Genomic DNA, 14,234 nt, shown 5'->3' with positions numbered 1-14,234 from the left:
AAAGTATCAATGTCATATCATAAAAAAAGGCTGGATAAATATCCAGCCCCTATTATCTTAATCTGCCGCGCGCCAGATTGAGCCGCGTTTCACTCATCTGTATTGCATTCTGGCTGATGTGGCAATGCGTAATGGCAATCGCTAACGCATCTGCGGCATCCGCCTGCGGGTTCGCCGGGAGTTTTAACAGGGTTCGCACCATGTGCTGCACCTGCGTTTTCTCGGCACCACCGTTGCCCACGACTGTTTGTTTCACCTGGCGTGCCGCATATTCAAACACGGGCAAATCCTGGTTCACAGCGGCAACAATCGCCGCACCGCGAGCCTGCCCGAGCTTGAGCGCTGAATCCGCATTTTTCGCCATGAACACCTGTTCGATAGCAAAAAAATCAGGCTGAAACTGGGTGATAATTTCTGACACGCCTGCGTAAATCAGCTTCAGGCGTGACGGCAAATCATCGACTTTGGTGCGAATACACCCGCTGCCAAGATAGGTTAACTGCCGTCCGACCTGACGAATAACGCCATAACCGGTGACGCGTGAGCCCGGGTCAATACCGAGAATAATGGACATCACGCGCCTCCAGAGGGAGTGTTAGGCTGCCCCATTACAGAGTAGCCGCAACCTCATCAGAGATCTCACCGTTGTGATAAACTTCCTGCACGTCATCGCAGTCTTCGAGCATGTCGATCAGACGCAGCAGTTTTGGTGCGGTTTCCGCATCCATGTCAGCTTTGGTAGATGGGATCATCGACACTTCAGCGTTGTCCGCTTTCAGACCAGCCGCTTCCAGCGCATCACGTACTGCGCCCATCTCTTCCCACGCGGTGTAAACATCAATCGCGCCGTCATCGAAGGTCACAACGTCTTCCGCACCGGCTTCGAGTGCCGCTTCCATGATCGCGTCTTCATCGCCCGCTTCGAAGGAAATTACGCCTTTTTTGCTGAACAGATAGGCCACGGAACCATCAGTGCCGAGGTTGCCACCGGTTTTCGTGAAGGCATGACGCACTTCTGCAACGGTACGGTTACGGTTATCGGACAGGCATTCCACCATGACCGCTGTGCCGCCAGGGCCGTAACCTTCATAAATGATGGTTTCCATGTTCGCGTCGTCATCGCCGCCCACGCCACGCGCGATAGCACGGTTCAGGGTGTCGCGCGTCATGTTGTTAGACAGCGCTTTGTCGATGGCCGCACGCAGACGCGGGTTAGACGCCGCATCGCCGCCACCCAGACGGGCTGCGGTGACCAGCTCGCGAATGATTTTGGTGAAGATCTTACCGCGTTTGGCATCCTGTGCTGCTTTGCGGTGTTTGGTGTTGGCCCATTTACTATGACCTGCCATAACTATTTCCTCAAAAATCGCGCCTTATCAGGCTGCATTAATTACAAATTCTTCGATCGCTTGCCGGTTGCTCCACGATTTGGTGAGCGCGGCCGCCTCAGCGGCGGCAACCCAGCGCCAGGCGAGATGCTCACTTATCTCAATCTGACGTTCATGGGGCAGCGCAATACAGAACCACGATTCGGTATTACGCTCGATGCCCGGAGCATAGCGATGACGTAAATGCGTAAAGATTTCAAACTCCACCGTGCGCTGACAGTCGATTAAGGTCAACGATTCTGAGGCCACATCAATGGCGACCTCTTCATTTACTTCACGCATGGCGGCTTGCGACGCTGTTTCCCCCTCTTCCAGACTGCCAGTAACCGACTGCCAGAAATCCGGATCATCGCGTCGCTGCAACATCAGCACCCGCTTCGTGTCCTGTGCGTAAATCACAACCAGCACGGAAACGGGACGCTTGAAGAGCATATTACTTATTCTCCGCAGACTCTTTTGGCTCTTTCGCCACAACCTGAATACCCAACTCGCTCAGCGACGCCGGATTGGCGAAGCTTGGCGCTTCGGTCATCAGACACGCGGCTGCGGTGGTTTTCGGGAAGGCAATGACATCACGGATGTTGTCAGTGCCGGTCAGCAGCATGGTCAGACGATCCAGACCAAATGCCAGACCCGCGTGCGGCGGTGTGCCGTATTTCAGGGCGTCCAACAGGAAGCCGAATTTCTCGCGCTGTTCCTGCTCGTTGATGCCTAGAATACCAAACACGGTCTGCTGCATTTCGCCGCTGTGAATACGGACCGAACCGCCACCGACTTCGTAACCGTTGATAACCATATCATAGGCGTTAGCCACTGCATCTTCCGGTGCCGCTTTCAGCTCTGCCGCTGTCATCTCTTTAGCAGAGGTGAACGGATGGTGCATCGCGGTCAGGCCGCCTTCGCCGTCGTCTTCGAACATCGGGAAGTCGACAACCCACAACGGCGCCCATTTGGCTTCGTCGGTCAGGCTCAGGTCTTTACCGAGTTTCAGACGCAGCGCGCCCATCGCGTCAGCAACCACTTTCTTGTTGTCTGCGCCGAAGAAGATCATATCGCCGTCTTGCGCGTCGGTACGTGCCAGAATAGCTTCAATGATTTCTGCATTGAGGAATTTAGCGACCGGGCTGGTGATACCTTCCAGGCCTTTCGCGCGCTCGGTGACTTTGATGTAAGCCAGGCCTTTCGCGCCGTAAATTTTAATGAAGTTGCCGTAGTCGTCGATCTGCTTACGGCTCAGGGCTGCACCACCAGGAACACGCAGCGCAGCTACGCGGCCTTTGGCATCGTTCGCCGGACCGGCAAACACGGCAAACTCAACGCTTTTCAGCAGGTCGGCAACGTCCACCAGTTCCATCGGGTTACGCAGATCCGGTTTATCGGAACCGTAACGACGTTCAGCTTCGGCGAAGGTCATGATCGGGAAATCGCCCAGATCCACACCTTTAATTTCCAGCCACAACTGACGCACCAGCGCTTCCATCACTTCGCGCACTTGCGGTGCAGTCATGAAGGAAGTTTCTACGTCGATCTGAGTAAATTCAGGCTGACGGTCAGCACGCAAATCTTCGTCGCGGAAGCATTTTACAATCTGATAGTAACGGTCAAAGCCGGACATCATCAGCAACTGTTTGAACAGCTGCGGTGATTGCGGCAGTGCGTAGAATTTGCCTTTATGTACGCGGCTTGGCACCAGATAGTCACGTGCGCCTTCTGGCGTGGCTTTAGTCAACATCGGGGTTTCGATATCGAGGAAACCGTGGTCATCCATAAAACGACGCACGAAGCTGGTGATTTTGGCGCGCGTTTTCAGGCGGTTCGCCATTTCCGGGCGACGCAGATCCAGATAGCGGTATTTCAGACGCGCTTCTTCGGTGTTGACGTGGTTGGAATCAAGCGGCAGAGATTCTGAACGGTTGATGATAACCAGGTCGGATGCCAGCACTTCGATTTCGCCCGTCGGCATTTCACCATTGACGTTTTTAGCATCACGCGCACGCACGGTGCCGGTGATTTGAATGCAAAACTCATTACGCAGTTCGGAAGCCAGTTTTAAGGCTTCAGCGCGGTCTGGGTCGAAAAAGACCTGCACGATACCTTCGCGGTCACGCATATCGATGAAGATAAGGCTGCCGAGGTCACGGCGGCGGTTGACCCAACCACACAAAGTCACTTGCTGCCCAACGTGGGACTGACGCAGCTGCCCGCAATATTCTGTACGCATGAGAGTTCCCTTAACTTAGCCGCCGGCACACTTGTCGCAGCTTTTCACAACTGGATGAAAAAAGGGGGTTATTATACTGGAAATTCTGCCTGACGATAAGCCCGTCGCGCAGCAGGCGCACGTTTGCTGTACGCTTGTGGTAAGTACTCACAAAAATTAACAAAATTTGTGATCCATGCACGCCCTAACTCAGCGTATGGTTAGCCACCTAATTATGTGATTTAACGGGGATAAATATGTTGGAACTGAACGCAAAAAAAACGGCACTGGTAGTGATTGACCTTCAGGAAGGCATTCTCCCTTTTGCAGGTGGCCCGCACACAGCCGCTGATGTTGTCACAAAATCAGCGAAACTGGCAGCCAAATGCCGTGAGCAAGGTTCACCTGTTGTGATGGTTCGTGTTGGCTGGTCTGCGGATGGCGGCGATGCAGTGAAAACCGTAGTCGATGCACAAACACCTGCGCATAAACTGCCTGAAAACTGGATGACTTACCCTGCCGCGCTCGGTAAAAAAGACACCGACATCGAAGTCACCAAACGCCAGTGGGGCGCTTTTTACGGCACCGAACTGGAGCTCCAACTGCGTCGTCGCGGCGTAGATACCATTATTCTGTGCGGTATCTCCACCAATATTGGTGTGGAATCGACAGCACGTAATGCCTGGGAATTAGGCTTCAATCTGGTCATTGCCGAAGATGCGTGCAGCGCCGCAGATGCTGAACAGCATCAGGGTAGCTTTACCAACATTTTCCCGCGTATTGCCCGCATTCGCAGCACTGAGGAAATCCTTGCCGCTTTATGATCTTTATCGGCTTGCCGCAATGGTCGCACCCTAAATGGGTGCGGCTTGGCATCACCACCCTTGAACAATATGCCCGTCACTTTAACTGTGTGGAAGGCAACACCACACTGTACGCGTTGCCTCGCGCCGAAATCGTTCAGCGCTGGCATGAACAAACCAGTGATGAATTCCGCTTCTGTTTTAAATTCCCGGCAACGATCAGTCATCAGGCGGCGCTGCGCCATTGTGATGATTTAACTGCCGAGTTTTTCAAGCGAATGGATCCGCTGGCGCAACGGATGGGTCAGTACTGGCTGCAGTTGCCTGCCGCTTTCTCCCCCGCCGATCTTCCTGCGCTATGGCATTTCCTCGACGCATTGCCCAAGACGTTTTCTTACGGCGTTGAAGTACGTCATCCGCTCTTTTTCGCAAAAGGTGAAGAGGAAAAACAGCTTAATCGAGGGTTACACGAACGTGGCGTCAATCGCGTCATTTTAGACAGCCGTCCGGTACATAGCGCCATTCCGCACAGCGAAGCAATTATCGACGCTCAGCGCAAAAAGCCCAAAGTGCCAGTTCACGCTGTTGTGACGGCAAGTCAGCCGATGGTGCGATTTATCGGCAGCGATAATATGGCGCAAAACCGCGAGCTGTTTGATGTTTGGCTGAAAGCACTGCCGAAATGGACGCAGACCACTACGCCTTATCTTTTCCTGCATACGCCAGACATCGCACAGGCGCCGGAACTGGTAGACACACTCTGGAATAGCCTTCAGGCCGCCCTGCCGGAAATAGGCCCTGCCCCCGCCATCCCGCAGCAAACTTCTCTTTTTTGAGTTATTCTTCAGGCCATAGTCATTGCCATCTGCCAGTCTAAAAGGAAGTTTGTATGGTGAGCGCGCTGTATGCCGTGCTGGGTGCGTTGTTGTTAATTAAGTTTTCTTTCGATGTTGTGCGTATGCGATTGCAGTACCGCGTGGCCTATGGCGATGGCGGGTTTAACGAACTGCAAAGCGCTATCCGTATTCACGGCAATGCAGTGGAATATATTCCTATCGGCCTGCTGCTGCTGTTGTTCATGGAAATGAACGGCGCCGAAACGTGGATGGTGCATGTATGCGGCCTGATGCTGATTGCCGGTCGCCTGATGCACTACTACGGCTTTCACCACCGTCTTTTCCGCTGGCGACGTTCCGCAATGAGCGCCACCTGGTGTTCGTTGGTGCTAATGGTGCTGGCAAACCTCTGGTATCTGCCCTGGGAGTTGGTTTTCTCCCTGCGTTAGCGCACAATACGCCGTTTTTTATTTTCTGGAATCACGTTATGCCTCATCGCGACACGCTTTTTTCTGCTCCGATAGCAAGCCTGGGCGACTGGACCTTCGATGAACGGGTAGCCGAAGTATTCCCCGACATGATCCAGCGTTCCGTGCCCGGTTACTCCAATATCATTTCGATGATTGGTATGCTGGCAGAGCGCTTTGTGCAACCTGATACTCAGGTGTATGACCTCGGCTGTTCGCTCGGCGCGGCGACCTTGTCGATTCGTCGGAATATCGCTCATGATGGCTGCAAAATCATCGGCGTGGATAATTCCCCGGCGATGGTTGAGCGCTGCCGTCGTCATATCGACGCCTACAAAGCCCCGACCCCTGTTGAAATTATTGAAGGCGATATCCGCGATATTCAGATCGAGAACGCCTCAATGGTGGTGCTCAACTTTACGTTGCAGTTTATTGAGCCGCCAGAACGCCAGGCACTGCTGGAAAAAATTCATCAGGGACTGAACCCGGGCGGCGCATTAGTGCTGTCAGAAAAATTCAGTTTTGAAGATCAGAAAGTCGGCGAGTTGCTGTTCAACATGCACCACGACTTCAAGCGGGCGAACGGTTACAGCGAGCTGGAAATCAGCCAGAAGCGCAGCATGCTGGAAAACGTGATGTTGACGGATTCGGTCGACGCGCATAAAGCACGCCTTCGTGCTGCGGGTTTTGCACATAGCGAACTGTGGTTCCAGTGCTTCAACTTCGGCTCACTGGTCGCGCTGAAAGCCGGAGCAGACGAATGATCGAGTTTGGCAATTTTTATCAATTAATCGCGAAAGACCCCCTGCTCTCTCGCTGGCTGGAAACCCTGCCGGCACAAATCGCCGCCTGGCAGCGGGGAGAACAGCATGGTTTATTTAAGCAATGGTCTCGCGCCGTTGAGTTTATGCCGGAGATCCAGCCGTGGAAACTCGACCTGCTGCACAGCGTCACCGCTGAATGTGAAGAGCCGCTGAGCGAGGGCCAGCAGAAGCGTATTGATGTGCTGATGCGTAATCTGATGCCATGGCGCAAAGGGCCATTTTCGCTCTATGGCGTGAATATCGACACCGAGTGGCGCTCCGACTGGAAATGGGATCGCGTTCTGCCGCACCTTTCCGATTTGACCGGACGCACTATTCTCGACGTCGGCTGCGGCAGCGGCTATCACATGTGGCGCATGATTGGCGCAGGCGCGAAGCTGGCGGTCGGTATCGATCCAACACAACTGTTCCTCTGTCAGTTTGAAGCAGTCCGTAAACTGCTCGGCAACGATCAACGCGCGCATTTGCTGCCGCTGGGCATAGAACAAATGCCGGTATTAAACGCGTTCGACACCGTTTTTTCGATGGGCGTGCTTTACCATCGCCGTTCACCGCTCGAACATCTGTGGCAGTTGAAAGATCAGTTGGTCAGCGAAGGGGAACTGGTGCTGGAAACGCTGGTGGTGGAAGGCGATGAAAATACCGTGCTGGTGCCAGGCGATCGTTATGCGCAGATGCGTAACGTGTACTTCATTCCGTCAGCTCCGGCGCTGAAACAGTGGCTGGAAAAATGCGGTTTCGTTGATGTGCGAATTGTCGACATGAACATCACCAGCACCGAAGAACAGCGCCGCACCGAATGGATGACTACCGAGTCACTGGCTGAATTCCTCGATCCGAATGACAGCAGCAAAACGATTGAAGGTTACCCTGCTCCGCTGCGCGCGGTGATTGTGGCGAAGAAGCCTTAGCTTTAAACCATGAAATGCCCGGCGGCACTTCGTTTGCTCGGCCCTGGCTCAAGAATCACACGTATACCCAATATTCGTACATTTCGCCTAAATAGTTCGAGTTACAGCACGGCGGCAACGCAGGGAATCCCCAGGAGCTTACTCAGGTAAGTGACTGGGGTGAGCGAGGCTGCCAACACAGCTGTAGCTCGAAATATGACGGCGAAAAAAAGGCCCCTGTGTAAATGGCAGGGGCCTGGTACAAATAAGCATCACATTGGGCGATATGATGCACGGTAAAAATCGCGATTACTTGTAGCGGTCAACGATCGCCTTCATTTCCGCTACCGATTCGCCATTGACGGCGTATCGTGAGTATTCATCTGCCGTCGGGTCAGTTGACATCGACAGCCCCGGGTTTCGGTATTGCATCACTGACGGAACCCACTGTCCGGCTGAGCTGTGAACCTCTCTCACACCCGCATCGAGGAACAACGTCATGTTGTTCGCCCGCACGCCAGCACCAGCCATAATGATTGGAGCATCGGCGTGGGCAATTAGTTCCCGAAGAAGTGAAAGACCTTTTTCTGCCGTTTGCTGTTGGCCTGAGGTCAGAATACGCGCCACGCCGAGTTGTTTAAGATTATCAAAAGCTTGTAGCGGATCGACACACATATCAAACGCCCGATGGAATGTCACCGCAAGCGGACCGGCAGCAGTCATAATCTCACGCATTCGCGGCATATCGACATGACCGTCAGCATTTAAAATCCCGATAACGAATCCAGGGAAACCGAGTTCACGGACCAGTTGAACGTCTTCCAGCATTGCCGCAAATTCACCTTCGGTGTAGCAAAAATCGCCGCCGCGCGGTCGGATAATCGGGTGCACCGGTACCGTCACCTGCTGGCGAACCGATTTCAGGACGCCAACGGACGGCGTTAAGCCCCCTTCCAGCGGTGCGGCGCATAATTCAATACGGTCAGCGCCTCTTTTCTGCGCCTCACGCGCACATTCCATGCTGTAACAGCACACTTCCAGCAAAGCCATTACCTTCTCCTTTTTATTCGGGTGCGTCATGATGACACAGTCTCAAAAAGCAGATCCCGCGTAAGCTCACATTGTTGTGTCGCCTGCTTCACTCGCCACAATCTCTTCTATCGACCAGGGATGAAATTTAATAGTCACTTTACCGTCGGTGACGGCAAGTGTTGGATTTGGCAACCGTTCGCGGTCGCCTTTTGGCGAACTGGTTTTGACAAAAATCCCCGGCTGGCTGAGTCCGTCGTCTGACAACAATGCCAGCGCGCGGGCATTCAGGGTGTCGGGATCGCCTGGCAGTACAATTTCGATATGCTCCCAACCTTCATGTGGATAACGCTTTTCGCCCGGCCAGGGTAATTCCACCACGCTAAACTGCCAATGTTCAACGCATACCGGTTCATGCAGTTTGAACAGACAAATCGGGCGACCGTTGATCATATTTTCAGATAACAGCTCGCCGCACTGCTCAAGACCCTGACGCCAGCGCTCTGCGGTGGCATTTTGATGGCAACGCAGCGAAATATGGTCGGCGCTCAACGGGGCAATTTGCAGACCCAGGCGATCGGCCAGGTCAGACAATGCCTGTGTAAAACGCGGCAAATCCGCCGCGATGTCCTGTAATGCTTCGTTGGTTTCCCAGTTCACTTTTCGCCCTCACACCAGTTTTTGCAGGTCGCTAATTTACCCTGTTGAACGCAGACGACCAACTGCTGATTTACGCGCCGCTCCAGGGCTGACGGGCCGTTGCAAATGCAGTATACTGGCTGGCTTAATTTGTCCTCATTTCGACGTTGCCCCAGCTCGTGCGCAGCGCCATTAACGTAAGGTATTCCGGTGAATATTCAGGCTCTTCTCTCAGAAAAAGTCAGTCAAGCCCTGATTGCGGCAGGTGCGCCTGCCGATTGCGAACCTCAGGTTCGTCAGTCAGCAAAAGTCCAGTTTGGCGATTATCAGGCCAATGGTGTGATGGCCGTGGCGAAAAAACTGGGCATGGCGCCGCGACAACTTGCAGAGCAGGTTCTGTCTCATCTGTGCCTTGACGGTATCGCCAATAAAGTCGAAATCGCCGGTCCTGGCTTTATCAATATTTTCCTCGACCCGGCGTTTCTGGCGCAGGGCGTAAACGATGCGCTGAAATCCGATCGACTGGGCGTTGCCGTTCCTGAATCACAAACCATTGTTATCGACTACTCCGCGCCAAACGTAGCGAAAGAGATGCACGTCGGTCATCTGCGCTCCACCATCATTGGTGATGCCGCAGTGCGTACTCAGGAATTCCTCGGTCATAAAGTGATCCGTGCTAACCACGTCGGCGACTGGGGAACTCAGTTCGGAATGCTGATTGCCTGGCTTGAAAAGCAGCAGCAGGAAAACGCGGGTGAAATGGCGCTGGCCGATCTCGAAGGTTTCTACCGTGACGCGAAAAAACATTACGACGAAGATGAAGTCTTTGCCGAGCGCGCCCGTAACTACGTGGTAAAACTGCAAGGCGGCGACCCGTACTTCCGCGAAATGTGGCGCAAGCTGGTCGACATCACCATGACGCAGAACCAGATAACCTATGATCGCCTGAACGTGACGCTGACCCGCGACGATGTGATGGGTGAAAGCCTGTACAACCCTATGCTGCCGGGCATTGTTGCTGACCTGAAAGCCCAGGGTCTGGCGACCGAAAGCGAAGGCGCAACGGTGGTATTCCTCGACGAATACAAAAACAAAGACGGCGACCCGATGGGTGTCATCATCCAGAAAAAGGATGGCGGCTACCTTTACACCACTACCGATATCGCCTGCGCAAAATACCGCTACGAAACGCTGAACGCCGACCGTGTGCTGTATTACATCGATTCCCGCCAGCACCAGCACTTAATGCAGGCGTGGACCATCGTGCGTAAAGCCGGTTATGTGCCTGAGTCCGTGCCGCTGGAACACCATATGTTCGGCATGATGCTTGGTAAAGATGGCAAGCCGTTCAAAACCCGCGCGGGTGGCACCGTGAAACTGGCTGATTTGCTGGACGAAGCGCTGGAACGCGCCCGTCGTCTGGTGGCAGAAAAGAACCCGGATATGCCTGCGGACGAGCTGGAAAAACTGGCTAATACTGTTGGTATCGGCGCGGTGAAATACGCGGATCTCTCCAAAAACCGCACCACCGATTACGTCTTCGACTGGGATAACATGCTGGCGTTTGAAGGTAACACTGCGCCGTACATGCAGTATGCCTACACGCGCGTGCTGTCAGTATTCCGTAAAGCCGAGCTGGATGAAACCGCTATCGTTAACGCCGCCGTGGTGATTAATGAAGATCGTGAAGCACAGTTGGCGGCACGGCTGCTGCAGTTCGAAGAAACCCTGAATGTTGTCGCGCGCGAAGGTACGCCGCACGTGATGTGTGCTTACCTGTACGATCTTGCGGGCCTGTTCTCCGGCTTCTATGAGCACTGCCCAATTCTGAGCGCCGAAAACGAAGAGATCCGTAACAGCCGCCTGAAACTGGCGCTGCTGACGGCGAAAACGTTGAAACTGGGCCTGGATACCCTGGGTATCGAAACCGTCGAACGTATGTAATTCGTTAGTGTTTTAAACGCGAAACCCGGCAAATGCCGGGTTTTGTGTTTTCGTAGCCCCGATAAGCGTGGCGCCACCGGGGAAACAGTCAGAAATATTTTCGCAAATATTCGGTCAGACAAAGGATCGCCATCGCCTGTCCGTAAGGCATCGACGTCAACGGGATCTGGCGATAAAACTCAAGATTGCTGCCCATTCCTGTGCCAAATGACGTTTGCAGCAACTCCCCTTCCGGTGAAATATTCGCCACAATACCTTTGATCGCTTTCTCTGCCACTTCGGCATAATCCGCTGATACATAGCGCTTACGCACGGCTTTCAGAATGCCGTAGGCAAAACCTGCGGTGGCTGACGCTTCCAGGTATGAATGCGGATCGTCCAGTAGCGTATGCCACAGCCCGCTGTCATCCTGACACTTCGCCAGCGCGGCTACCTGCGCGTTCAACACCTGGACCAGATAACGACGAACCGCATTGTTTTCTGGTAAATCCACCAGTTCGAGGAAATCAGGGATCACAATAGTCAGCCAACTGTTGCCGCGAGCCCACCGCGCATTGGCAAAATTATGATTGCCTTCGTAATTCCAGCCGTGGAACCACAGCCCGGTCTGACGATCCATCAGGTTTTGCACGTGCAGCAGGAACTGGTACACCGCCTCTTCCACGTATTCCGGGCGATTCAGTAACTTGCCGATTTTCGCCAGCGGCATCACCGTCATCATTAATGTGTCATCCCACATCTGCTGATGGTTTTCTTCTGCCAGCGTAATGTGCTGCATGCCACCGTGTTCGGTGCGCGGCATCTCATGCATTGCCCATTCAGCCCAGCTTTCAAGCCACGGAAAATACTGCGGGTTTTGCGTTTCTTCGTAGCGGTAAGCGAGTGTCAGAAAAGGCGCCATGGTGTTAACGTTTTTGGTGGTCGCCCCTTCTGCGAAACGGTCGACGAACCAGCCGTCGATGATGTCACGCATCTGTTCATCACCGGTTTGCTGATAATACTGATGGATACCGTACAGTCCGACGCCGTGCGTCCACTCCCAGCCCGACCATCCTTTCGTGTCGATCACTCGCCCGTCGTCAAGACGTAGCAGGAACTCTCCACTTTCATCCTTGATATTGACCAGATTGTGCGTCACTTTCTGGATCAACGCCTTCAGTTCGTCACGGGCGATAAAGCGCTCCGGTTGACACATCAATGGGCTATGTTTGACAGGCCAGACTTTCATTGCATTAACCTCTGTTATATGTCGAATTCAATGATGCATCCTGCTTCAATGACGGTGCAGCAGGCTTATTGCGATTCAGATAACCGATATTATTGTTGCCCCAGAGCGAATCAAACGGCATCCCCGCCAGCAGTTCGACCGTGGCTTTCGCTTCAGGCGTGGCGGCTTCGGCAAACGCATGACCGGACTCGCGCATTTTTGCCGTCTCGGCACGCAGAATGCTGTGGGTATGCAGGTTGAGTTTGAAGCGCAGGGAAACCAGGAAACCACAGGCCAACACCACAATCGTGCCGACGCTCAGGATCATTAGAATGGTGTGCCCCACTTCTGCTGGCTGCGTTTTCATGCCTGAGACAAAACCGGACATTTGCATGACGATCCCGACCAGCATAATTGCCCCAGCCTGAGAAGCCTTGCGTGTCAGGGTCATGATCCCGGCGAAAATACCTTCGCGGCGCTGACCGGTAATGACTTCATCAACATCGGCAATGTAGGTATAAGTGTTCCATGGTACATAGTTGATACCACCTCGACCTAGCCCAGCGACGGCGGAAACCAGCAGCATCAGCGACCAGATATCGCTTAGCCCAGCGTAGTACAACACGGCATAGGAAATCGAACTCAGACCAAAGAGCACGACCACGATGCGGTATGACGGTGCAGGGCCAAAACGGATGCACAGCGGCATCATCGCGATCACGGCAATAAACTGGAAAATCGCCATTGTGCCCATCAGATTAGAGGCGAAAGAAGCCTCCTGCATCAGCACGAACACTACGTAATAGGTGAAAACTGCATTGAAGACGTCCTGCGCGATATAGCCACCGAGATACATCCCCAAATGCTGACGGAAAATCTTAATGCGCAATGTCGAGGTCAACTCGATGATCAGACGGTTAAGGCTTTGCGCAAGCGTCAGTTGTTTCTTCTCTTCTTCGGCACGCAGCGCGGCTTCGCTCCAGTCTTCGCGTGGGCGCTCCCAGGTGAAGAACCAGACAAACGTCAGCATCAGCGCACAAAGCACCGAGAACACCAGACTTGCGTAGAAGAATGAAACAGCGTTGTCCTTGCCGAAGTGCGACAACAGAATGCCCGGCAGGAAGGAGGCCAGAATCGCCGACATTTGCGCCATCGCGATACGCGCACCTGAGAATTTGGTTTTCTGTTTGAAATCGTCGGTCATTTCCGGCACCAGCGTTTCATATGGCACCAAAATCATGGTGTAGACGATATCAAACAGCAGATAGGTCAGCAGGTAATACCAGAATCCCATATCCCCTACCCACATAAAGGAGTAGCTGAATACGCAAGGGATCCCGAGCATAATGAAGAATTTGCGGCGGCCGAAGCGTTTGCCCAGCCAGCTTGAACCAAAGTTATCTGTTAAGAAGCCCATCAACGGGCTGACTACGGCATCCAGAACCCTTGCGGTAGCAAAGATAAAAGTCGCCTCTATCGGGGAAAGTCCACAGAAGGTGGTGTAGAAGTATAAAAGCCATGCGGCGGTCAAAGCAGTCGTTCCTGCGCCGAGGAAATCGCCCGAACCGTAGGCAAGATAGTTTGCTAATCCGATTTTACGTGTTTTCATTTGCCGTAATTCCCGTGTATTTATCAGGAAAGCTCGCCTCATCAATGCTGAGGATGTCCTTACACGGCTACAGTAGAGCGATGCTGGCGGTGAAACCTTTACATTTTTGCCACCGCTTCAGCGGGCATGGCAAAAATACAAAGAGTCAGCGTGCGTGCTTCACTGATTTATAAAACAACGTTTCTTTTACTTCAAAATATCAATTCACATAATGTGATCCCGCAAATCGAATGCATATCTTGATTCCCCTTTATTTAGTCAAAATAGCTTCCAGATGGCTCTTTGTTCAACGCTATCCGCCACGAAGGATTTGATGTGCATCAACCAAACCCCCAATTACTGAACGAACCGTTTACGAATTAAAAATACCGCGATAAAGTCATTTGCAGAGTACCTCC

At 53.2% G+C, this 14,234-nt stretch carries 14 protein-coding genes; 6 read left to right on the top strand and 8 right to left on the bottom strand.

Annotation, left to right across the window (positions count from 1 at the left end):
- Positions 1–52 precede the first annotated feature (52 nt).
- Genes ruvC through aspS form a run of 4 tightly spaced genes read right to left on the bottom strand, consistent with a single transcriptional unit; the run spans position 53 to position 3,609 of the window.
- Entirely contained in the window at positions 53–574 is a 522-nt protein-coding gene (gene ruvC / locus VH187_RS16325; protein ID WP_329702513.1) for a crossover junction endodeoxyribonuclease RuvC, read from the bottom strand.
- A 34-nt stretch (positions 575–608) separates the two neighbouring features.
- Positions 609–1,349: a YebC/PmpR family DNA-binding transcriptional regulator gene (locus VH187_RS16320; RefSeq protein WP_329702512.1), complete on the bottom strand. Its 741-nt coding sequence runs from the start codon at positions 1,347–1,349 to the stop codon at positions 609–611.
- A 27-nt stretch (positions 1,350–1,376) separates the two neighbouring features.
- Positions 1,377–1,820, bottom strand: coding sequence for a dihydroneopterin triphosphate diphosphatase (nudB, locus tag VH187_RS16315; RefSeq protein ID WP_329702511.1), 444 nt, complete (start codon positions 1,818–1,820; stop codon positions 1,377–1,379).
- A gap of 1 nt (position 1,821) precedes the next feature.
- The gene (gene aspS, locus VH187_RS16310; RefSeq protein ID WP_329702510.1) at positions 1,822–3,609 is read right to left on the bottom strand and encodes an aspartate--tRNA ligase; all 1,788 of its coding nucleotides are present in this window, start codon (positions 3,607–3,609) and stop codon (positions 1,822–1,824) included.
- Between the two features lie 236 nt (positions 3,610–3,845).
- Between aspS and VH187_RS16305 the strand changes: the two genes are divergently transcribed.
- Genes VH187_RS16305 through cmoB form a run of 5 tightly spaced genes read left to right on the top strand, consistent with a single transcriptional unit; the run spans position 3,846 to position 7,429 of the window.
- Entirely contained in the window at positions 3,846–4,412 is a 567-nt protein-coding gene (locus VH187_RS16305; RefSeq protein WP_329702509.1) for a hydrolase, read from the top strand.
- Complete coding sequence (locus VH187_RS16300; protein ID WP_329702508.1) at positions 4,409–5,227, top strand: DUF72 domain-containing protein; 819 nt, start codon at positions 4,409–4,411, stop codon at positions 5,225–5,227. The genes VH187_RS16305 and VH187_RS16300 overlap by 4 nt, the downstream gene beginning before the upstream one ends.
- 53 nt (positions 5,228–5,280) lie before the next feature.
- Entirely contained in the window at positions 5,281–5,676 is a 396-nt protein-coding gene (locus VH187_RS16295; protein ID WP_329702507.1) for an MAPEG family protein, read from the top strand.
- A gap of 38 nt (positions 5,677–5,714) precedes the next feature.
- Entirely contained in the window at positions 5,715–6,458 is a 744-nt protein-coding gene (gene cmoA, locus VH187_RS16290) for a carboxy-S-adenosyl-L-methionine synthase CmoA (protein WP_329702506.1), read from the top strand.
- Entirely contained in the window at positions 6,455–7,429 is a 975-nt protein-coding gene (gene cmoB, locus VH187_RS16285; RefSeq protein WP_329702505.1) for a tRNA 5-methoxyuridine(34)/uridine 5-oxyacetic acid(34) synthase CmoB, read from the top strand. The genes cmoA and cmoB overlap by 4 nt, the downstream gene beginning before the upstream one ends.
- Positions 7,430–7,717: 288 nt before the next feature.
- Here the strand turns inward: cmoB and cutC are convergent, their stop codons facing one another.
- Together cutC and VH187_RS16275 are read right to left on the bottom strand one after the other, a co-directional pair.
- Positions 7,718–8,458 (bottom strand): copper homeostasis protein CutC, encoded by a 741-nt coding sequence (gene cutC / locus VH187_RS16280; protein ID WP_329702504.1) that lies wholly within the window; start codon positions 8,456–8,458, stop codon positions 7,718–7,720.
- 66 nt (positions 8,459–8,524) lie between these two features.
- On the bottom strand, positions 8,525–9,097 hold the full coding sequence (locus VH187_RS16275; protein WP_329702503.1) for a VOC family protein: 573 nt from the start codon (positions 9,095–9,097) through the stop codon (positions 8,525–8,527).
- Between the two features lie 189 nt (positions 9,098–9,286).
- On the opposite strand from VH187_RS16275, the gene argS reads away from it, so the two are divergent.
- Positions 9,287–11,020, top strand: coding sequence for an arginine--tRNA ligase (gene argS, locus VH187_RS16270; protein ID WP_329702502.1), 1,734 nt, complete (start codon positions 9,287–9,289; stop codon positions 11,018–11,020).
- 88 nt (positions 11,021–11,108) lie between these two features.
- Here the strand turns inward: argS and bglB are convergent, their stop codons facing one another.
- Both bglB and VH187_RS16260 read right to left on the bottom strand, forming a co-directional pair.
- Complete coding sequence (gene bglB / locus VH187_RS16265) at positions 11,109–12,248, bottom strand: beta-galactosidase BglB (RefSeq protein ID WP_329702501.1); 1,140 nt, start codon at positions 12,246–12,248, stop codon at positions 11,109–11,111.
- A 4-nt stretch (positions 12,249–12,252) separates the two neighbouring features.
- Complete coding sequence (locus tag VH187_RS16260; protein ID WP_329702500.1) at positions 12,253–13,836, bottom strand: MFS transporter; 1,584 nt, start codon at positions 13,834–13,836, stop codon at positions 12,253–12,255.
- Between the last annotated feature and the right edge of the window lie 398 nt (positions 13,837–14,234).

The sequence above is a fragment of the Scandinavium sp. genome (assembly GCF_036271055.1).
GTDB lineage: Bacteria > Pseudomonadota > Gammaproteobacteria > Enterobacterales > Enterobacteriaceae > Scandinavium.
The sequence above is the reverse complement of the archived record's forward strand: the minus strand, read 5'-3'. Positions and strand labels throughout refer to the sequence as shown.